Raw genomic sequence first — 20,981 nt, 5'->3', positions numbered from 1 at the left:
GGCGAAACACGAGCTTGACGGGCGGGCAACACCGAGTCCATACCGTCAGTTCGACGGATTCTCAACTAAGGAGCAAAAGCGTGGCGTTTTCCACGGCCCAAGAGGTCATCAAGTTCATCGCAGATGAAGGAATCGAATACGTCGACATCCGATTCACGGATCTGCCGGGTGCACAGCAGCACTTCTCCATCGCTGCCAAGGCGTTCACGGCCGACACCCTGGAAGACGGCCTCGCGTTCGACGGCTCGTCCGTCCGCGGCTTCCAGTCGATCCACGAGTCCGACATGATCCTGCTGCCGGACTACGCCACCGCTCAGATCGACCCGTTCCGCAACGCGAAGACCCTCAACATGGACTTCTTCGTCCACGACCCGTTCACGCGTGAGGCGTACAGCCGCGACCCGCGCAACGTTGCGCGCAAGGCCGAGGAGTACTTGGCCAGCACCGGCATCGCCGACACCGCGTTCTTCGGTGCCGAGGCCGAGTTCTACATCTTCGACTCCGTGCGCTTCGACTCGCAGGCCAACGGCGCGTTCTACGAGCTCGACTCGTCCTCGGGTTGGTGGAACACCGGAGCCGAGACCGAGGCCGACGGTGGACCGAACCTCGGCTACAAGGTCCGCTACAAGGGTGGCTACTTCCCCGTCGCACCGTACGACCACTACGTCGACCTGCGTGACGAGATCTCGACCAACCTGCAGAACGCAGGCTTCGAGCTCGAGCGTGCCCACCACGAGGTCGGCACCGGCGGTCAGCAGGAGATCAACTACAAGTTCAACACGCTGCTCCGCGCGGCCGACGATCTGCAGCTCTTCAAGTACATCGTCAAGAACACCGCATGGAAGAACGGCAAGTCCGCGACGTTCATGCCGAAGCCCCTGTTCGGAGACAACGGCTCGGGCATGCACGTGCACCAGTCGCTGTGGAAAGACGGCAAGCCCCTCTTCCACGACGAGGCCGGATACGCCGGACTGTCCGATCTGGCACGTCACTACATCGGCGGCATTCTGCACCACGCTCCGTCGCTGTTGGCCTTCACCAACCCGACGATCAACTCGTACCACCGTTTGGTGCCGGGCTACGAAGCTCCCATCAACTTGGTCTACAGCCAGCGCAACCGCTCCGCCGCGGTGCGTATCCCGATCACCGGCAACAACCCGAAGGCCAAGCGCCTCGAGTTCCGCGCGCCGGACTCCTCGGGTAACCCGTACCTGAACTTCGCCGCTCAGATGATGGCGGGCCTCGACGGAATCAAGAACAAGATCGAGCCGATGGCTCCGGTCGACAAGGACCTCTACGAGTTGCCGCCCGAGGAAGCCAAGAACATTCCTCAGGCACCCACCTCGCTGAACGCGGTCATCGACCGTCTCGAGGCCGACCACGACTACCTCACCGAGGGTGGCGTCTTCACCACCGACCTCATCGAGACGTGGATTTCGCTCAAGCGTGAGCAGGAGATCGCTCCGGTCAACCTGCGTCCGCACCCGTACGAGTTCTCGCTCTACTACGACGTGTGAGTAGGTAGATTTCACGAAGAAACGCCCGGCCGAATCTTTTCGGCCGGGCGTTTTTCGCTTTCTAGATTGTTTCCGATCGGCAACTTTTGCGGCAATCCGCAAAGAAATTCAGACCGGTCGGCGTTTGATAGTCGGTACGCGGGGTAAAGACAACTACCGTTACCGGCAAACAGAGGACGACGACTGCATGGATGCACTGTGGGATTTCATCGTCGGGCGGCGAAGGCAGTTGGCGATCGATTCGTATCTCCACGTCTCGGCCGTGGTGCAATGCGTCATCATCGCTACCGTTATCGGCGTCTCCATCGGGATACTCGTCTATCGCAGTCCGGCCGGCTCCGCCGTCGCTACAGCTCTGGCAAGCACTGTCCTGACAATCCCGTCGTTCGCTCTGTTGGGTTTGCTGATTCCCATTCTGGGGCTGGGTGTTCGACCGACAGTGACCGCTCTGGTCCTGTACTCACTGCTCCCGATCATCCGAAACACTGTGGTCGGTCTGGATGCGGTCAATCCGGCGGTCACCGATGCCGCCCGCGGAATCGGCATGAGCCGCATTCTTGTGCTGCGGCGCATCGAGATTCCACTGGCGTGGCCCTCGATTCTGACCGGAATGCGAGTCAGCACACAGCTGGCCATGGGCATCCTGGCTATCGCTGCGTACGCCAAAGGCCCTGGCCTGGGCAATCTTCTGTTCTCAGGGCTCGCACGAGTCGGCAGCCCGACGGCCGTTCCGCAGGCACTGACCGGCACCATCCTCATCGTCCTGCTGGCGCTGATCCTCGATGGGATCTACGTCGTGATCGGCAAACTGACCACCTCGAGGGGTATCCGTGAGTGAGAAAACGACCGTATCCGGTGCAGAAATCGTGCTGGAGAACGTAACCAAGAGTTACTCGGGACAAAAGGATCCCGCCGTCGACAACGTGTCGATGACGATTCCCGCCGGCGAGGTAGTCGTCCTGGTCGGTCCATCCGGCTGCGGCAAAACGACGACCATGCGCATGATCAACCGATTGATCGAGCCGACGTCGGGCCGCATCACCATCGGCGGCAAGGACGCATTGTCGATCAACCCGAACGAACTCCGCCGCACCATCGGATACTCCATCCAGCAAGCAGGGCTGTTCCCACACATGACCATTGCCGAGAACGTCGGCATGGTTCCAGGACTGATCGGCTGGAAGAAGAAGAGGATCTCGGATCGCACGGACGAAATGCTCGATCTCGTCGGTCTCGATCCCGCGCTGTATCGGGACCGCTACCCGCGCCAACTGTCCGGAGGTCAGCAGCAACGAGTCGGTGTGGCGCGCGCTCTGGCCGCAGATCCCCCGGTCCTGTTGATGGACGAGCCGTTCGGAGCCGTCGACCCCATCACCCGCGGCCTGCTGCAAGACGAATTGATGCGCCTGCAAGCAGAATTGGGCAAGACCATCGTGTTCGTGACCCACGACTTCGATGAAGCGGTCAAGCTCGGTGACCGAATCGCGGTGTTGGGCAATCAGTCTCGCATTCTGCAGTTCGACACTCCCGAAGCAGTTCTGGCCAACCCAGCCGACGAGACGGTCGCCGGATTCGTCGGTGCCGGTGCGGCTCTCAAGCAACTGACACTGATGAGAGTGCGCGACATCGAGTTGTCCGATGTTCCGGTCATGGGCGAGGACCAGCCGGTCGAGTCGATGAACGCGGCTCTCGGAAACGACCCGGAGGCATGGGGAATCATTCTCGATGCGCGTAAGCGGCCCATTCGGTGGACCGATCGCCGCCATCTCGTCGGAGTAGGCAGCCTGCGCGACGTCGGTGTTCCGATGGGCGAAATGGTCTCGACTCAATCGACGCTGCAGGACGCACTCGAAGCTCTGCTCGCCGAGGGTAACGCGACCGCAACGGTTACCGGTCAGCGCGGCGAATACGCCGGCACGATCACGATCGAGCAATTGATCGACACCATCAAGACCATCCGTTCGCAGCACGCTCACGACCACGACCACGACCACGACAAGGACACCTCAGCGGAAGACGTGACTGCAGGGAGTCCATCGTGACGACCACCGCGGATTCCTCGGTCGTCGATGCAGCAGGAGACGACAGCGGCGTGCAGGCGGCGAAGCAAGCTGCCAAGCGAGCGGAACGTGTTCGGCTGTTGGTGCAACCGGTCCTCATCGCAATAGTGGTTGTCGCGCTTCTTGCCTACACGTTCACCCGCGATCTGACTGCTACGCAAGCGGAGACGTTGAACGCGAGCTACCTGCTTCAAAGAATGTCCGAGCACGTTGTCATCACGATCGTCGTCACGGCGCTCGTGCTGGCCATAGCGGTCCCTCTGGGAATCCTGTTGACGCGCAACGGCTACCGAAAGTTGGCACCGATCTTCATCGGTATCGCCAACATCGGTCAGGCCGCGCCGGCGGTCGGCCTGCTGGTGTTGCTGTTCCTCGCGACGGGCAAGACCGGTTTCTGGATCGGCGTACTACCCATCGCTTTCTACTCACTGCTTCCCGTTCTCCGAAACACGATGCTCGGCTTCCAGCAGGTCGACCCGAGTTATATCGATGCTGCACGCGGACAGGGCATGTCGAGTAGTGGCATCCTTTGGCGTATCGAGTTTCCACTCGCCGTGCCGTACATGTTGGCCGGTCTGCGCACGTCGTTGGTGCTCGCCGTCGGTACGGCCACACTGAGCTTCCTCGTGGGAGCGGGCGGTCTCGGAGTTCTGATAGATACCGGATACAAGCTCTACCAGCCACTGATCCTCGTCGTCGGAGGCGTTCTCGCTGTGGCCCTCGCGTTGTTCGTGGACTGGCTCGGGGCACTCGCCGAGGCTTATCTCGGCCCGAAAGGACTCCGCTGATGCGGCGCTCGAGACAACAGATCGTTGCCCTGTGCGCGATCAGCACGATCGCACTGGCAGGTTGCGGTTTGCAATCGGGCAGCGCGGTGCCGCTGTCGGTGGAGCCCGGCAGCATCGAAGTGATGCCGGGCCTGGAGGGCGCGGAACTGACCGTCGGCTCCAAAGACTTCACCGAGCAGATCGTCTTGGGCTACATCCTCGAATTCGCGTTGTCGGCTGCAGGTGCGGATGTTCGCGACCTGACGAATATTTCGGGGTCGAACAGTACTCGCCAGGCCATGGTCTCCGGGCAGGTCGATCTCACCTACGAGTACACCGGGACCGGCTGGATCAACTACCTCGGCAACGAAAGTCCCATCACGGACGCCACCGAGCAATTCGACGCGATCCGGGACGCCGATGTCGACAATGGGCTGACGTGGGTCAACCCCGCGCCGATGGACAACACGTACGCCCTGGCGATGAACCAGGCAACTGCCGACCAGACCGGAGTGAAGACGCTGTCGGACTACGCGGCTCTGGTAGCGCGCGATCCGGCCGCATCGGCGTTGTGCGTGGAGACCGAGTTCAATTCTCGACAGGACGGATTTCCCGGCCTGGCGGCTGCGTACGGTTTCGACCCCAATGCCGTCCCCCGTCAGATCCTGCAGACCGGAATCATCTATCAGGCAACGGCCGAGGGTTCGCAGTGCAAGTTCGGTGAGGTGTTCACCACCGACGGCCGAATCAAGGGTCTGAATCTCGTTGTCGTCGAAGACGACAAGAGCTTCTTCCCTCGGTACAACGCCACCGTGGTGATCCGCTCGTCGATCGCCGAGCAGTATCCACAGATCGCCGAGGTGACGGCACCGATCTCGGCGAAGCTGACCAACGACGAGATCACCGAACTGAACAAACAGGTCGACGTCGACGGTCGCGAACCGGCCGATGTCGCGCGTGACTGGATGGTCAAAGAGGGCTTTGTCACCGCCGGCGCGGATTAGCCGTCTCCTACATCGAACCGCGAGGACTGAAGCCGATGCCGCACTCGACACGAGGGTTGATTGCCGTGTGCGCCGTCGTGATTACGGCGCTGACGAGTTGCGGTCTGCAGTCGGGCAGCGCAGTGCCGCTGTCCGTGGAACCCGGCAGTATCGAGCCTGTGCCGGCTCTCGAGGGCGCACAACTGATCGTCGGGTCGAAGGAGTTCACCGAGCAGGTGATCCTGGGGTACATCCTCGAATTCGGGCTGGTGGCGGCCGGAGCCGACGTCCGAGACCTCACCAACATTTCGGGGTCCAACAGCACCCGCCAGGCCATGGTCTCGGGGCAGGTGGACGTCACCTACGAGTACACGGGTACCGCGTGGATCAACTTCCTGGGAAACGAAACCGCCATCCCGGATGCCACCGGGCAGTTCGAAGCGTTACGTGACCAGGACGCGGCGAACGGACTCACCTGGGTCAACCCCGCACCGATGGACAATACGTACGCACTTGCTATGAATCAGGCAACGGCAGACGCGACCGGCATCAAGACTCTTTCGGACTACGCCGCGCTCGCCGAGACCGATCCGGCTGCGGCACAGACTTGCGTGGAGACCGAGTTCAATTCACGACAGGACGGGTTTCCGGGTATGGCCGCTGCCTACGGCTTCGACCCCAATGTCGTTCCGCGGCAGGTGTTGCAGGGCGGCATCATCTATCAGGCAACGGCCAACGGTTCGCAGTGCACGTTCGGTGAGGTGTTCACCACCGACGGCCGCATCAAAGGTCTGAACCTGACAGTGATCGAAGATGACAAGAGCTTCTTTCCCCGCTACAACGCCACGGTCGTGATGCGCACGCCGATCGCCGAGCAATACCCGGAGATCGCCGAGGTCACCGCCCCGATCTCCGCAGCGCTGACGAACGACGAGATCACCGAGCTCAACCGGCAGGTGGACATCGACGGCCGTGAGCCCGCGGATGTCGCGCGCGACTGGATGGTGAAGCAGGGCTTCGTCACCGCAGGCAGCGACTAGAGTCCGCCGAACGTCCTCTCCACGACTGCCTTGGCTCGACGCGTGACGCGCAGGTAGTTGTCGAGGAATGCCCCGGCGTCGCCGTTCTCCCACCCCGCCACCTGTGCGACGGCGGACAGGACGGCACCCGGTCTCGGCAGTTGGTCGGTCGGCTTACCGCGAACCAGGACGAGCGCATTGCGCGCTTTCGTCGCCAGGATCCACGCTTCGCGCAGCAGCTCGATGTCGGTCTCACTCATCAGCTCGGCTGCGCCGATCGCGTCGAGGGATTGCAGCGTCGAGGTGTTGTGCAGTGACTGGACCTTGTGTGCGTATCGGAGCTGGATAAGCTGTACGGTCCACTCGATGTCCGCCAGTCCCCCACGTCCGAGCTTGGTGTGAGTGGCCGGGTCGGCTCCCTTGGGGAGACGCTCGGAGTCGATCCGCGCCTTGATACGCCGAATTTCACGGACGGCGTCGGCAGACACTCCACCCTCGGGGTAGCGCACCTTGTCGGCCATCAGCAGGAATCGGATGCCCAGGTCCTGATCGCCCGCGACCTGATGCGCACGCAGCAGAGCTTGCACCTCCCATGCCTGAGCCCACTGGGCGTAGTACGCGGCGTAGGACGACAGCGTGCGCACCACCGGGCCGTTGCGACCTTCCGGGCGCAGGCCGGTGTCGACTTCGAGCGGAGGGTCCGTGCTCGGCGCTCCGAGCAGTTTGCGGATGCGATCGGCAATGGTGTTGGCCCACTTGACCGCAACGGTCTCGTCGACGCCGTCCACCGGTTCGCAGACGAACAGCACGTCGGCGTCGCTTCCGTAGCCGAGTTCGCCGCCGCCCAGGCGTCCCATACCGATGACGGCCAAGGTTGCCGGTGCCGGTTCGCCGCGCTCGATTTCGCTGGCTCTGATGGCAGCGGCCAGAGCGGCATTGATCACGGCGGCCCACACCGACGACAGCGCCCGACACACCTGAGGTACGTCGAGCATGCCGAGGATGTCTGCCGACGCCACCCGTGCCAGCTCGTGACGCCGCAGCGCCCTCGCCGCGTTGATCGCTCGCACCGGATCCTCGTACCGAGCCGAGGACGACAGGATGGCGCGGTAGGTCTCCTCCGGCTCGACGTCGAGTAGACGCGGGCCGGTCGGTCCGTCGGCGAACAACCGAATGACTTCCGGGGCTTTGATCAGCAGGTCCGGTACGTAGGCCGAGGAGCCGAGCACGATCATCAGCCGTTGTGCCACAGCGCCTTCGTCGCGCAGCACGCGCAGAAACCACGTCTGCTCACCCGCCGATTCGGACAGCCTGCGGTAGTTGAGCAGTCCGGCGTCGGGATCGGGGGTATCGGCAAGCCATTCGAGCAGCGTCGGAAGCAACACGGCCTGAATCTGTCCGCGGCGGGTACCCGAGCCGACGAGCGCACGCAGGTGGCCCAACGCGTTCTGCGGAGTCGCGTAGCCGAGTGCGGCGAGCTGACGCGTCGCGGCGTCCGGCGTCAGACGCACCGTCTCGGAGTCGAACTTGACCACCGAGTCGAGCAGCGGCCGGTAGAAGAGCTTCGCGTGCAACCGACGGATGCGCTGGGCATTCCTCTTGATCTCGGCGTTCAGTACACCGAGCGCATCGCGATTGCCGTCGGGTCGCATGTGCGCCGAACGGGCCAGCCACCGAAGCGATTCCTCATCGTCCGGTGGAGGCAGGGTGTGTGTTCTCCGCATTCTCTGCATCTGCAGGCGATGCTCGATGAGTCGCAGGAATTCGTAGGACGCGGTCAGATTCGCGGCGTCGTCGCGGCCGACGTACCCGCCCTCGGTCAGAGCCGTCAGTGCATCGGTCGTGCCCAGTACGCGTAACGACTCATCCGTTCGGCCGTGCACCAACTGCAGGAGCTGGACGGCGAATTCGACGTCGCGCAGACTGCCGCGTCCGAGTTTGATCTCCCGTTCGCGCAGCTCGGTCGGCACCATCTCCTCGACCCGTCGCCGCATCGCGCGGACCTCGGGCACGAAGTCCTCACGTTGACTGGCCAGCCACACCATCGGATTGACGGCATCGACGTAATCGTGGCCGAGCGCGATATCGCCGGTCATCGGCCGAGCCTTGAGCAGGGCCTGGAACTCCCAGGTCTTGGCCCAGCGCTTGTAGTAGGCCACGTGCGAGTCGAGCGTGCGAACCAGCTCGCCGCGCTTACCTTCGGGGCGAAGCGCAGCGTCGACCTCGAAGAACGCCGAGGACCCGATGCGCATCATCTCGCCCGCGATGCGACTCGCCTGTGAGTCCGCAGGCTCGGCGACGAACACGACATCGACGTCCGATACGTAATTGAGTTCGCGCGCACCGCATTTGCCCATGGCGATGACGGCAAGCCGCGTCGGACACGGTGCGTCGGGACACACAGTCGCCACTGCCACCGACAGAGCCGCCGTGAGCGCCGCATCTGCCATGTCGGACAGTTGGGCTCCGACCACCGTGTACGGCAGGACCGGTTCGTTCTCGACGGTCGCGGCGAGGTCGTACGCGGCCAACACCATGATCTGGTCGCGGTACGTCTTGCGCAGGGCGATCACGGCGGGCGGGCCGGTGACGGACGCGCGGTACAGATCGGGTGCGGCATTCGGCCCGGTCTCCGGCTCGGCCCCGACGGCCTCGAGCAGTTCTGCGACCAGCGTTGCCTTGCTGGGCAACTGAATCTTCGCCGACACTCCGGTGCTCTGACCTTCCGCGGTCAGTAACAACCGCCAGGTGGTGTCGTCGGCAACGAGGTGGTCGGCGAGCGCACTGGACGCGCCGACCAGTCCCAGGAGCCGGCCGCGGAATCCCTTGTCGTTACGCAGTGCGGTGTCGAACTCGGCCCAGCCACTGCCGAGCATCTCGTACATGCGCACCAGAGTGCGCAGCGCGAGATCGGCGTTGGGGGCACGCGAGAGCGACCACAGCAGCTCGAGACTCTCTTCGCCCGTCCAGCCCAGTGTGCGCAAATCGGACGGCGCGGTTTCCTCGACGAGGCCGAGGCGGCCAGGTCCGGGTACGACGGACCTGGAAGTGGGAGGACGCACCATCAGAATCCACCTCGGGGTGCCACAGATATACCTCGTCGTCAGTAATGCGGCGCGAGGGTGCCCACACCGGCATCGAACCTACATTCGGGATCGACTAGAACGTAGCCCATGGCAGTGCTGGATTGTTAAAGACCCAGGTACGCCCTCAGCTCGTACGGCGTGACGTGGCTGCGGTATTCCTCCCACTCACGTCGCTTGTTGCGCAGGAAGAAGTCGAATACGTGCTCGCCCAGTGCTTCTGCGACCAACTCGGACCCTTCCATCGCGTTCAGCGCCTGATCGAGATTGCCCGGCAGTTCTTTGTAGCCCATGGCGCGACGCTCGGCCGAGGTCAGTGCCCACACGTCTTCCTCCGCCTCGGGAGGAAGGGTGTACCCCTTCTCGATTCCGCGCAGGCCGGCCGCGAGCAGCACCGCGAACGCGAGATACGGGTTGCAGGCCGAATCGGGGCTACGAATCTCGACGCGTCGCGACGACGCCTTGTTCGGGGTGTACATGGGCACACGAATCAATGCCGACCGGTTGGCCGGTCCCCAGGATGCAGCGGTCGGGGCTTCGCCGCCACGCACGAGACGCTTGTAGGAGTTGACCCACTGGTTGGTCACGGCACTGATCTCGTTGGCGTGCTCGAGGATGCCGGCGATGAAGGACTTGCCGGTTTCCGACAGCTGCATCGGGTCGTCCGGGTTGTGGAAGGCGTTGGCGTCGCCCTCGAACAAACTCATGTGCGTGTGCATCGCCGAGCCGGCCTGATCGCTGAACGGTTTGGGCATGAACGTCGCCCGCACACCCTCTTCGATGGCGACTTCCTTGACCACGTAGCGGAAGGTCATGATGTTGTCGGCCATCGACAGGGCGTCGGCGTACCGGAGGTCGATCTCCTGCTGTCCGGGTGCGGCCTCGTGGTGGCTGAATTCCACCGAGATGCCCATCGACTCGAGTGCGTCGATGGCATGCCTGCGGAAGTTCGGGGCCGAATCGTGCACGGCCTGGTCGAAGTAGCCACCGTTGTCTGCCGGGGTCGGCGGTGAGCCGTCCTGGGGGGCATCCTTCAGGAGAAAGAACTCGATCTCGGGGTGCACGTAGCAGCTGAATCCGAGGTCTGCGGCCTTGCTCAGCTGGCGACGCAGCACGTGGCGCGAATCGGCCCAGGACGGCGAGCCGTCGGGCATGGCGATGTCGCAGAACATGCGGGCAGAGTGCTGGTGACCCTTGCTGGTCGACCACGGCAGAATCTGGAACGTCGACGGATCCGGCTTGGCGACGGTGTCGGCCTCGGAGACGCGGGCGAATCCTTCGATGGCGCTGCCGTCGAAGCCGATTCCCTCGTCGAATGCACCTTCGAGCTCAGCGGGCGCGATGGCCACCGATTTGAGGTACCCGAGGACGTCGGTGAACCAGAGGCGGACGAAACGAATGTCGCGCTCTTCGAGGGTCCGGAGCACGAATTCCTTTTGACGATCCATGAACGCGAGAGTAAGCAAACGGAGTTAAATCTGTGTTACATCGTGAATTCAGTCTCACTTCGTGGAACTCTCCGGTCACCGCGCGGCCGGTGATGTAGCTATCAGCACACCAATCCTTCGCCTGGTGGGACGAGGTCCACCAGGTAGTTCGTCAGCGGATCGTCGATGCATTCCACTCCCGAGAACGCCACCGTGTGTTGGGTGCCGTTGTAGGTGACCAGGTCGCCGCGCAGCTGGTCGGCCAGTTCCACGCCCGCTTGGTAGGGCGTCGCCGGATCGTTCGTCGTCGAGACCACCACCAGCGTGGGCAGCCCCTCCGCCTCCACGATGTGGGGCTCGCTGGTGTTCGGCACCGGCCAGAACGCGCACAGATCCAGCGGCGCGTTCCCGGTGGAGCGGCCGTCGTCGAGGTACGGCGCTGCCGCTCGGAACCTGGCGTCGGCCTCGTCGGCCTCTCCCCGGTCGGTGGTCGGCGGGCCGTCGACGCATCGGACGGCGTTGAACGCGTCGTCGATGTTGGTGTAGCTACCGTCCTCGAGTCGTCCGGAGTAGGTGTCGGCGAGACGCAGCAGTGTGTCTCCCCGGCCCTCTCGCAGTTCGCTCAGTCCGGCTCGCAGCAATCGCCAGAGCTGCGGTGAATACAGCGCCTGTTGCGCTCCGGTGATCGCGTCGTCGTAGCTCAGTCCGCGCGGGTCGGTGGTGTCGGCGGGCGTGTCGACCAGCGGGTCGACCAAGGTCCGGAACTGCGCCACGGCCTGGGACGGATCGGTGCCGAGCGGACACGTGTCGGTCTGCGTGCAGTCCGCAGCGAACTGGTCGAACGCGGTCTGGAACGCCGCACCCTGGGCGACGGCCTCGTCGACGGGCGACTGGTCGGGATCTAGTGCTCCGTCGAGCACCATCGCCCGGACGTTCGACGGGAACGCCTCGGCATAGGCGGTACCGATGCGCGTCCCGTACGAATACCCGACGTAGGTGAGCTTCTCGTCGCCCAGCACTGCGCGGATGACATCCATGTCGCGGACGACTTCGCGGGTGCCGACGTGTTCGAGCACGTCGGCACCGGTGCGTTCGACACATTGCGCCGCGTAGTCACGATGATCGGCTTCGGTGGCGGCGATCCCCTCTGGGCTGACGTCGACGTCCGGTTCCCGACGCTCTTCGTCGACTCCCTCGGACGTCAGGCAGCGCACTTCGGGTTCGGAGGCCCCGATCCCCCGTGGGTCGAATCCGATTCGGTCGAACCGGTCGGCGATCGGGGTGCCGTCGGCTTGCTCGGCGAGGTAGAGCCCCGACGATCCCGGACCGCCCGGGTTCATCAGGATCGACCCGATCTTCTCCCCCGTCGCCTGAGTGCGAGAGATCGCGATGTCGATGGTCTTGCCGCCCGGATCGGCGTAGTCGAGTGGCACGGTCACTCGGGCGCATTGGACTGCATCGCCGAGTTCGGATCCATCCGTGTTGTAGGACTCGCACGATTCCCACTGCAGACTCTGGGCGTAGAACGCCTCGAGCCCCGCAGGAACAGGACCGGCGGGAGCCGAGAACGTGGAGTCGGACGCGGTGGACGGATAGGGGTCGGCACCGGGCCCGGGCGCGGAGCAGCCGGCGAGCACGAGGGCGACTGCGGACAGTGCCACGACCGACGTCGTGGTGCGCGTTCTCATGAGTCGATCGTGCCAGGTCTTTCCGGCCACACTCCATTCTCGCTGCCCGGCAGGGACGGCCGTCGAGCACTAGCGTCTACACGGTGCAGGCCCTCAGACTCGCCCTCGCCCAAATCAATCCCGTCGTCGGCGATCTCGAAGCGAATGCGGCGGCGATTGTCGAATGGACCGTCCGTGCCGCCCATGACGGTGCCAACGTGGTCGTGTTTCCGGAGATGGCCCTGACCGGGTATCCGGTCGAGGATCTGGCGCTGAATCCGTCGTTTGCGGCCGCATCGGAGCGGGCACTGACGGGGCTGGCGGAGTCTCTGGACCGAGCCGGGTGCGGCGACCGCATCGTCGTTGTGGGGTACCTCGACCGCGATGTCGAGGGTTCGAGAAACAGTGCGGCGGTGATCGTCGACGGCCGGGTCGTAACTCGGTACGACAAGCACTCACTGCCCACCTACCGGGTGTTCGACGAGGCGCGCTATTTCGCGCCCGGCTCCAGGTTGAGCATTGTGACGGTCAACGGTGTGCGGTTCGGACTCGTTGTGTGCGAGGACATCTGGCAACCCGGAGGATCCGTTGCCGCCTACGCCTCGGCCGGAGTCGATCTGCTGCTGTGCCTCAACGCGAGCCCCTTCGAGCAGGGGAAGGACACGATTCGTCACTCTGTCGTCCAGCGCCGAGCCACCGAGATCGGGACCCCCATCGCGTACGTGAACGCGGTGGGCGGTCAGGACGAGCTGGTGTTCGACGGGGGAAGTCTCGTGCTCGGTCCCGACGGCTCGACGTGGGGCCGGGCTCCGCAATTCGTCGAGCATCTGTTGATCATCGACGTCGATGCCCCCGCGGATCCGGTCGCGGACTCTCCCGCGGTGGCGGGCTGGACGATCGATCGCGTCGCTCTGCCCGACGTGGCGATCAGCGGCTGGCAGCGCACCGAGCCGTCCCTGGCTCAGCCCCTCGGCTCCGAGGAACAGGTGTGGGGCGCGTTGGTGACCGGGCTACGAGATTACGTGCACAAGAACGGCTTTCGTTCGGTCACCCTCGGTCTGTCCGGTGGAATCGATTCGGCGGTCGTCGCCGCCATCGCCGTCGATGCCCTCGGCGCTGACGCGGTGTACGCAGTGTCGATGCCCTCGGAGTTCTCCTCGGAGCATTCGCGCATCGATGCCGAGGATCTCGCCGCGCGCACCGGCATTCACTTTCGAACCGAACCGATTTCCCAGCTGGTCGCCGGCTTCGTGGACCAGCTGCACCTGACCGGCGTGGCCGAGGAGAACGTCCAGGCGAGATGCCGGGGAATCGTGTTGATGGCGCTGTCCAATACCTTCGGTCATCTGGTTCTTGCCACCGGGAACAAGTCCGAACTGGCGGTGGGATATTCGACGATCTACGGCGACGCGGTCGGCGGCTTCGCGCCCATCAAGGACGTGCCCAAATCGCTGGTCTGGGAATTGGCGCGCTGGCGCAACGAGTCCGCGATCGACCGCGGAGACGTCCCGCCGATCCCCGAGTCGAGCATCGACAAGCCGCCCTCGGCCGAGCTTCGGCCGGGTCAGCTCGATACCGATTCACTGCCCGACTACGACACCCTCGACGCCATCCTGTTTCGGTACGTCGACCACGACCAGGGCGTCGCGGACATCGTCGCGGCGGGTTTCGACGCGTCCGTCGTGGCGGACATTGCGCGCAAAGTGGACGCAGCGGAATACAAGCGGCGGCAGTATCCGATCGGCACCAAGGTCACCTCGCGGGCGTTCGGGCGCGATCGCCGGATGCCGATCACCGTCGGGAGGGGCGCGTACGAGCCCCCGATGTGACGATCGGCTGTTGCCACGACTGTGACAAATTGCACTGCCTACCAGCATTCCTGCGACGGAAGGGCGGTGGCACACTGGTCACGTCATCACACCCCATCCCGGGGACCCGCCGAGCGGGCCTCGAGGACCAGAAAGGGACAAAGATGTCCGAAAATGCTGTGTACGGCGGTTCCTCCACCGAATCTCCGGCGACCGCGCTGACCCGCAAGACCCGTACCCATCATCTGCTGCAGATGAAAGCAGAGGGTGAGCGTTGGGGAATGCTCACTGCGTACGACTACTCCAGTGCCCGCATCTTCGAAGAAGCCGGCGTCCCTGTGCTTCTCGTCGGTGACTCCGCGGCCAACGTCGTGTACGGCTACGACACCACCGTGCCGATCACCGTGGACGAGCTGCTTCCTCTCGTACGCGGGGTGGTACGCGGCGCTCCGCACGCCCTCGTGGTCGCCGACCTGCCCTTCGGCACCTACGAAGCCTCACCGCAGCAGGCACTCGAAACCGCTGTTCGTTTCATGAAGGAAGGCCTCGCGGGCGCTGTGAAGCTCGAGGGCGGCGAGCGGGTCGCACCGCAGATCGCTGCCATCACCGCTGCCGGCATCCCCGTCATGGCCCACGTGGGATTCACCCCACAGAGCGTCAACACCCTCGGCGGATTCCGCGTCCAGGGCCGCGGTGACGCGTCCGAACAACTCGTCGCCGACGCCATCGCCGTTCAGGAGGCAGGTGCCTTCGCCGTCGTCATGGAGATGGTCCCCGCAGACATTGCCGGCCAGGTCACCCGCAAGCTCACGATCCCGACGGTCGGCATCGGTGCAGGCAACGAATGCGACGCTCAGGTTCTCGTGTGGCAGGACATGGCCGGATACACCAACGGCAAGACCGCCAAGTTCGTCAAGAAGTTCGCCGACGTGGGCGATTCACTGCGCACCGCAGCCACCACGTACATGTCCGAGGTGCGCTCGGGAGTCTTCCCCGGACCCGAACACAGCTACTGACCGGCACCCTCTGATCCCGGTTCGGATGGCACACTCGGGCCATGACAATCAGACGGGGTACGACGTCCATTGCAGGAAGAAGCGCAGTCGCACTGGTCGGTGCGGCTGCGCTTCTCGTCGTAGTGGGGGCATGCAGCACCGACACGACCAATACGGGTTCGTCGTCGACCACGACGACCGCTCCGAGCACGACGGTGGCGACGACGACTGCTGCGGGAGCGGCTGTCACCGATGCCCAGAAGCAGCAGCTGTGCACCGATCTCGAGGCGCAGCTGTCGAATTGGCGCGTGCAGGGCCCCACTCTCGGTCGCGGCGGTCTGAACATTCTGGTGCAGACCTGGGCTGCGCAGAGCGGCGTCATCAACCTCCAGGTGGTGCAGAATCGCGCGCTCGTCGACAACATCACGAACGAAACGTGCTCGGACGTGCGGGACGAGGCCATCCGCTCCCTCGACATCCCGGATCTGGCCTCCGGTCTGGTCGGTTTCTAGGATGCGCACCTTGTACCCGGAGCTCGAGCCCGTGGAGACCGGTCACCTCGACGTCGGCGAAGGGCAGCGGATCTACTGGGAGATCTCCGGAAACCCCGACGGCGAACCGGTGGTGTTCGTGCACGGCGGTCCCGGCGGTGCCACCAATCCGCTGCAGCGTCGCTACTTCGATCCGCAGGTCTACCGCATCGTGTTGTTCGATCAGCGAGGCTGCGGGCTGTCGACCCCGCATATTGCCGACGGGGCAGATCTGTCGGTCAACACCACCGATCGTTTGATCTCCGACATGGAGAAACTCCGCGAGCACCTGAACATCGACACCTGGTTGGTGTTCGGCGGATCCTGGGGCTCCACGTTGTCGTTGGCCTACGCACAGACGCATCGCGACAGGGTGCGAGGACTCGTGCTCCGAGGAATCTTCCTCGTCCGGCCGTCGGAGATCGACTGGTACTACCGCGGCGGTGCCGGACACATCTTCCCGGACCTGTGGGAGGAGTTTCTGGCCCCCATTCCGGAAGGCGAGCGCGACGGGGATCTGGTCGAGGCGTATCACCGACAGCTGATGTCCGAGGACGACGCTGCCGCGACCCGGGCCGCGGTGGCGTGGTCGTCCTGGGAGGCAGCGACCAGCTACCTTCTTCCGAAACCCGATGCTGTGCAGCATAATTCGGATGCACGTTTCGCTCGCGCCTTCGCCGGAATCGAGAACCACTATTTCCGCAACGGGTGCTTCCTCGAAGAGAACCAGTTGCTACGTGACGCACACCTGCTCGACGGTATTCCTGGCGTGATCGTGCAGGGCCGTTACGACGTGGTGTGCCCGGCCACGAGTGCGTGGGCGCTGCACAAGGCCTGGCCGGGTGCGGATCTGGTGATCGTCGACGATGCCGGCCATTCTGCGGCCGAGCCGGGCATCGTCCACCACCTCGTCGAGGCGACCGACCGCTTCAGGCCGTGACGGCCGGGTAGTCGAATCGGACTGTGCGCGAGTCGGTGTCGGCCCGAGTCAATCGGACCTGCACCGACTCCCCCGCAGGCGGCTCGCCGTCGCACTTGCCCATCACGATCGGTTCGGACACGAGCACCTCGGCGTCGCGCTTACCGTCGGCACCGCGCAGCACCACCGCGTCGAACGTCTGACCCACTCGATCTCCGAGCACGTGCGCTTCGGTCAGATCTATGCAGGCTCGGTCCACTTTCGATGCTGCAGAATCCGATCCACGCATGATCGCCGGTAGCTCCGGTAGCGCCTGCGCCGCCCACTCGGGGACGGGCGCACCGGCGACCACGGCCAGACACACCTCGGTGGCGAACCGATCCGACAGCCGTCGCAACGGGGCCGTCACATGGGCGTACGGCGCTCCTATGCCCGAGTGTTCGACGGAATCGTCGGTGCCGGGTGCATCGACGGTCGAGTTCGGGGTTCTACTGTCGAAGGCCGAATAGTCCGCTCCGCGAAGCAATCCCGTGGCCTGAGTCATCATCGCCAGGGTCGACGGTTCGTCGGTGGGCAGGCCGGCGAGCACTGCGCCGGCGGATGCGCCGGCGGGCCACTCGATTCCGAGTGCGTTCGCGGTCTTCTTCAGGGTCTCGACGGCCTCGGGCGGTGCGGGCGGAAGCGTGCGTACGATGCCGATTCCGGCGTCGAGCATGATTCTGGCTGCGCACATTCCCGTCAGCAAGGACACCTCGGCGTTCCAGCCGTCGACTGCTGTTCGCGGTTGCAGAACGATTCGCCAACCGTGCCCGTCCGGAACCACTTCCTGCTCGGGGAGCGTGATGTCGATGGCTCCGCGACGCCTCGCTGCCTCCGCCCGTAGGTGTCCGAACTCGGCAAGGGCAGCGATCGACGGGTGCGGTGTGCCGGCGTCGAAGTCCGCTTGCACTCCCGCGTAATCGAGACGCGCGGTCGATCGCACGAGCGCCCGGGTGACGGTCCACGCCGCGGCTTCACCGACGTCGTCGAGTTCGATGGTCCACAGTGCAGCGCAGCGAGTCTGTCCCTCCAACAGGCTTCCCGAGCCCTCCGACAACTCACGTGGGTGCAACGGAACAGATCCGTCGGGGAGATAGTACGTCTGGCCGCGTCGGCGGGTTTCCACGTCGAGCGCTCCCCCCGGCATCACCAGCGCACCCACGTCGGCGATCGCGTAGTGCACCACCAAGCCGTTGGCCGTCTTCTCGATGTGTACGGCTTGGTCGAGGTCCTTCGAGCCGGGTGGGTCGATGGTCACGAAAGGAATGTCGGTGCGGTCGATTCTGCTGTCGGCGTGCAGGTCTCGGGCTTCGATCGCTTCGCGCATCACGTCTGCGTCGAAGACATCGGACAGACCGAACTCGGATCTGATGGACTCGAAATCGAAGTTCGGAGCCCTCAGCCGGGTGAGCAGCACCGTCAGTTGTTCCAGTCGTCGTCGGAGTCGGCGGCCTTGTTGCGGGCGGCTGCGATCTTCAGCGCCTGCTCTGCGGTGGCCTTGTCCGGATACGGACCCATGCGGTCGAGGGCATTGGTCTCCTTGCCCTGCACAACCTGCTTGGTGCTGATGTCGTAGTACCAGGAGCTGTCGTCGTCGGTCATGACTTCCAGTGTGCCCCATGGAGCGACGCGGCAGGAGAACTGCGAGAAAAGTGAGTGCGAACGAGTCGGCCTGTAAGCCGGATCCTGTTCAACGTTCCCGCTCGCGCGGGTCCGAATCGACGACCATCCATCTGGGCACACCGTTGCCGGGTACCTCGAGCAGTCCACCCGCAGGCTCGGGCGAGCAGCCCTCGAGCACCTGCGCAGCTGCACCGCTTGCGGGGTGCAGCCTTCGACCTTGCTCCGGGCGGGGTTTACCTAGCCATCCCAGTCACCTGGGATGCTGGTGCGCTCTTACCGCACCGTTTCACCCTGACCTGCAGCTCGATTCCGAAGAACCGATCCGCAGGCGGTCTGTTTTCTGTGGCACTGTCCCGCGAGTCACCTCGGGTTGCCGTTAACAACCGCCCTGCTCTGTGGAGTCCGGACTTTCCTCGGCCCGAAGCGCGACGGACATGATCCGCCGGTCCTCCGAGCCGCAGCCGTCCGGCCAACTCGTTCGCGATTGCGTACTCTACCCGCCTCACGTCGGATGCCCGGCGATTGCCCGGCCATGAAGAACAGAGGCACTCACGATGGCCGCGGCAGCGGTGACGACCACCCCCACCCAGGCGGCGGACGTGTAGACATCCTCTCCGGGGAAGGTGGAGCCCGGACTCGTTCCGGCGGCGAGTACCAGACCACCGATCGCGCTTCCGAAAGAGAATCCGACACTGCGCACCACCTGGTTGACACTCATGACGCTCGAGGTCTCCGCAGAGGGCACCACCGGCAGCACGACGGCCGGCAGCGCGGCCGAAAAGCTTCCGACTCCGAAACCCAGAATCGCCATCACCGCACAGAGTTCACCGACGCCGGCGCGGGTACCGGCGAACAAGGCGAGAGCCACCAGAACGATCAGTGCGCTGACCGTCAGCGCGCTGCCTGCCCCCACCCGACGCAGCGCTCTGGGTACCAGCTTGCCGGCGAGAAATCCGAACACCGAGAACGGAACCAGGACGAGGCCCGCCGCGAACACGTCGAGGCCGAAACCGTATCCGGCACCGGAAGGCGTCTGCGCGAAGCGCGTAGCGAGGGTCAGCAGCAGATACATGCCGATGCCGCCGAGAAACATTGCGCCGTTCGCTCCGACCACGGCCCTGTGACGAAACAACCGAAGATCGACGAGCGGCGCCGAGCTTCTCAGTTCGACACGCACCCACATGCCCGCAGCGACGACCGAGACGGCAGCCAGCACCCCCGCCGTCCAGGGGCGGCTCGTCCACAGCGCGGTCTCACTGATGAGAACGAGCACCAGTGTGAGAGGGAGCGCTAGCAGCACCGCACCCGGAACGTCGATGCGCGTCGCGCGCGTGCGCGTCGAGACAGGAACAACTCGCAGAGCAACCGCAAACGCCATGACCGTCATCGCAGCACCGAATCCGTATGCGAGCCGTAGACCGCCGTGCTCGGCCAGAAACCCCGACAAGGGATAGCCCACACCGACACCCGCAGTAGACGCGACCGACAACAAAGAAATGGTCGATCCGGACCGCTTGTCGGACAGATGATCTCGCACCACACCCATCAGCATCGAAGTCAGGGCCAGTCCCACTCCCTGGGCTGCGCGGCCGAGGAGCAGCCAGGAGAAGGACAGCGGCAGTGCGGTCAGAATGCCTCCGGCCGAGACGACGCCCAGTGTCCCGAGGATTGCTGCCCGTCGATGCGGACCCGATCCGAGGCGGCCCAGAACCGGTGTCGTGACGGCACCGGTCAACAAAGCCAACGTCAACGTCCACTGTGCACTGGAGAGGGAGACGTCGAAAGTGGTTGCGACGCTGGTGATCAGCGGGGCACCGAGGCTACCGACAGCGGCGACGACGACTCCGACGAACAACAGAGAAGGCACGAGCATTCGTGATTCGTCGTGCTCGGAGCCGGAGATCAACGGTTCGTCTCGCTCGTGATGTGGTCGAACAATCCGGCGTGGATACGAGTGCCCACTCCGTTCGCCCAGGGTTGGTCGACGTCATGAATCTGCAGGGCCGCGCCACTGTTGAGCAGCATGCCGAACGCCAGAAACGCTTTGACGGTCACCGCATCGAGACCGGTGACCTCTACGACGGTGTTCCACATCCGGCCGAACGCCTCTCGAACGGCGTCGCGCACCTCTTCGTCGCCACACGCGGCGATCCCCTGCAGCTGCAGCAGTAGTGAGGTTCGATCCTCGAGCATGGCGTGATAGCACTCCCCCATCGAGGCCAAGGCTTGCTGACCGGTGGCAGTACCTGCGGCCTCGCGCATCCCATCCGCCACACGGTCGAACGACGCGACCACCAGCTCGGAGAAGAGTGCCTTCTTGGTTCCGAATATTCGAAAGATGTAGGCCTGGGTGATCCCTGCTTCGCGGGCGATCCTGTCGGTCGAACCGCCGTGCAGTCCGGACGCTGCAAATTCGTCTGCCGCTATCCGCAGTATTTGCTGCCGTCGTTCCGGGCCTGTCATCCGTCCTCTCTGCGCCATGCCGCCAAGTTACTGGTTACTAACTACTGACTTCAATGGTTGTTCTCGTGCGCTTCACTACAG

The 20,981-nt window shown here is 64.3% G+C and carries 17 protein-coding genes and 1 other RNA gene; 10 read left to right on the top strand and 8 right to left on the bottom strand.

What is annotated here, in order from left to right:
• Positions 1-80 precede the first annotated feature (80 nt).
• From glnA (QM588_RS06190) to QM588_RS06165, 6 genes are all read left to right on the top strand, one after another.
• Positions 81-1,517 carry a type I glutamate--ammonia ligase gene (gene glnA, locus QM588_RS06190; protein ID WP_027497406.1) on the top strand — a complete coding sequence of 479 codons (1,437 nt, stop codon included), beginning with the start codon at positions 81-83 and terminating at the stop codon, positions 1,515-1,517.
• A 187-nt stretch (positions 1,518-1,704) separates the two neighbouring features.
• Positions 1,705-2,355, top strand: coding sequence for an ABC transporter permease (locus QM588_RS06185; protein WP_283312194.1), 651 nt, complete (start codon positions 1,705-1,707; stop codon positions 2,353-2,355).
• A complete protein-coding gene (locus tag QM588_RS06180; RefSeq protein WP_283312193.1) occupies positions 2,348-3,559 on the top strand; it encodes an ABC transporter ATP-binding protein in 1,212 nt (403 codons plus the stop codon). The genes QM588_RS06185 and QM588_RS06180 overlap by 8 nt, the downstream gene beginning before the upstream one ends.
• Before the next feature lie 50 nt (positions 3,560-3,609).
• Complete coding sequence (locus tag QM588_RS06175; protein WP_283312362.1) at positions 3,610-4,365, top strand: ABC transporter permease; 756 nt, start codon at positions 3,610-3,612, stop codon at positions 4,363-4,365.
• A complete protein-coding gene (locus QM588_RS06170) occupies positions 4,365-5,348 on the top strand; it encodes a glycine betaine ABC transporter substrate-binding protein (protein ID WP_283312192.1) in 984 nt (327 codons plus the stop codon). The genes QM588_RS06175 and QM588_RS06170 overlap by 1 nt, the downstream gene beginning before the upstream one ends.
• Positions 5,349-5,383: 35 nt before the next feature.
• The gene (locus QM588_RS06165; protein ID WP_283312191.1) at positions 5,384-6,367 is read left to right on the top strand and encodes a glycine betaine ABC transporter substrate-binding protein; all 984 of its coding nucleotides are present in this window, start codon (positions 5,384-5,386) and stop codon (positions 6,365-6,367) included.
• Here QM588_RS06165 and QM588_RS06160 read toward each other — a convergent pair.
• From QM588_RS06160 to QM588_RS06150, 3 genes are all read right to left on the bottom strand, one after another.
• Entirely contained in the window at positions 6,364-9,411 is a 3,048-nt protein-coding gene (locus QM588_RS06160; RefSeq protein WP_283312189.1) for a bifunctional [glutamine synthetase] adenylyltransferase/[glutamine synthetase]-adenylyl-L-tyrosine phosphorylase, read from the bottom strand. The two genes, QM588_RS06165 and QM588_RS06160, sit on opposite strands and share 4 nt — an antisense overlap.
• A 125-nt stretch (positions 9,412-9,536) precedes the next feature.
• Positions 9,537-10,877: a type I glutamate--ammonia ligase gene (glnA, locus tag QM588_RS06155; protein WP_027497412.1), complete on the bottom strand. Its 1,341-nt coding sequence runs from the start codon at positions 10,875-10,877 to the stop codon at positions 9,537-9,539.
• A gap of 101 nt (positions 10,878-10,978) precedes the next feature.
• Entirely contained in the window at positions 10,979-12,544 is a 1,566-nt protein-coding gene (locus QM588_RS06150; RefSeq protein ID WP_283312187.1) for an alpha/beta hydrolase, read from the bottom strand.
• Positions 12,545-12,627: 83 nt separating this feature from the next.
• Here QM588_RS06150 and QM588_RS06145 point away from each other — a divergent pair, with 83 nt between their 5' ends.
• The 4 genes from QM588_RS06145 to pip all read left to right on the top strand — a co-directional run bounded on the left by QM588_RS06145 (position 12,628) and on the right by pip (position 16,796).
• A complete protein-coding gene (locus QM588_RS06145) occupies positions 12,628-14,352 on the top strand; it encodes an NAD+ synthase (RefSeq protein WP_283312186.1) in 1,725 nt (574 codons plus the stop codon).
• A 143-nt stretch (positions 14,353-14,495) separates the two neighbouring features.
• Complete coding sequence (gene panB, locus QM588_RS06140; protein WP_032368131.1) at positions 14,496-15,347, top strand: 3-methyl-2-oxobutanoate hydroxymethyltransferase; 852 nt, start codon at positions 14,496-14,498, stop codon at positions 15,345-15,347.
• Between the two features lie 41 nt (positions 15,348-15,388).
• Entirely contained in the window at positions 15,389-15,838 is a 450-nt protein-coding gene (locus QM588_RS06135; RefSeq protein WP_283312185.1) for a hypothetical protein, read from the top strand.
• Between the two features lies 1 nt (position 15,839).
• Positions 15,840-16,796 carry a prolyl aminopeptidase gene (gene pip, locus QM588_RS06130; RefSeq protein ID WP_283312184.1) on the top strand — a complete coding sequence of 319 codons (957 nt, stop codon included), beginning with the start codon at positions 15,840-15,842 and terminating at the stop codon, positions 16,794-16,796.
• On the opposite strand, the gene QM588_RS06125 is transcribed toward pip, so the two are convergent.
• The 5 genes from QM588_RS06125 to QM588_RS06105 form a co-directional block, all read right to left on the bottom strand.
• Positions 16,786-18,231 carry an RNB domain-containing ribonuclease gene (locus QM588_RS06125; RefSeq protein ID WP_283312183.1) on the bottom strand — a complete coding sequence of 482 codons (1,446 nt, stop codon included), beginning with the start codon at positions 18,229-18,231 and terminating at the stop codon, positions 16,786-16,788. The two genes, pip and QM588_RS06125, sit on opposite strands and share 11 nt — an antisense overlap.
• A gap of 2 nt (positions 18,232-18,233) precedes the next feature.
• Complete coding sequence (locus tag QM588_RS06120; protein WP_027497419.1) at positions 18,234-18,416, bottom strand: hypothetical protein; 183 nt, start codon at positions 18,414-18,416, stop codon at positions 18,234-18,236.
• Between the two features lie 57 nt (positions 18,417-18,473).
• Positions 18,474-18,914: RNase P RNA component class A (gene rnpB, locus QM588_RS06115), an RNA gene on the bottom strand.
• Positions 18,915-18,939: 25 nt separating this feature from the next.
• The gene (locus QM588_RS06110) at positions 18,940-20,304 is read right to left on the bottom strand and encodes an MFS transporter (RefSeq protein ID WP_283312181.1); all 1,365 of its coding nucleotides are present in this window, start codon (positions 20,302-20,304) and stop codon (positions 18,940-18,942) included.
• A 35-nt stretch (positions 20,305-20,339) separates the two neighbouring features.
• The gene (locus QM588_RS06105; protein ID WP_283312179.1) at positions 20,340-20,918 is read right to left on the bottom strand and encodes a TetR/AcrR family transcriptional regulator; all 579 of its coding nucleotides are present in this window, start codon (positions 20,916-20,918) and stop codon (positions 20,340-20,342) included.
• Positions 20,919-20,981: the final 63 nt, after the last annotated feature.

Origin of the sequence: Rhodococcus sp. IEGM 1354 (assembly GCF_030056855.1) — a bacterium.
Taxonomy (GTDB): domain Bacteria; phylum Actinomycetota; class Actinomycetes; order Mycobacteriales; family Mycobacteriaceae; genus Rhodococcoides.
Note: the sequence above shows the minus strand (reverse complement) of the source record. Positions and strands in the feature narration are given on the sequence as shown.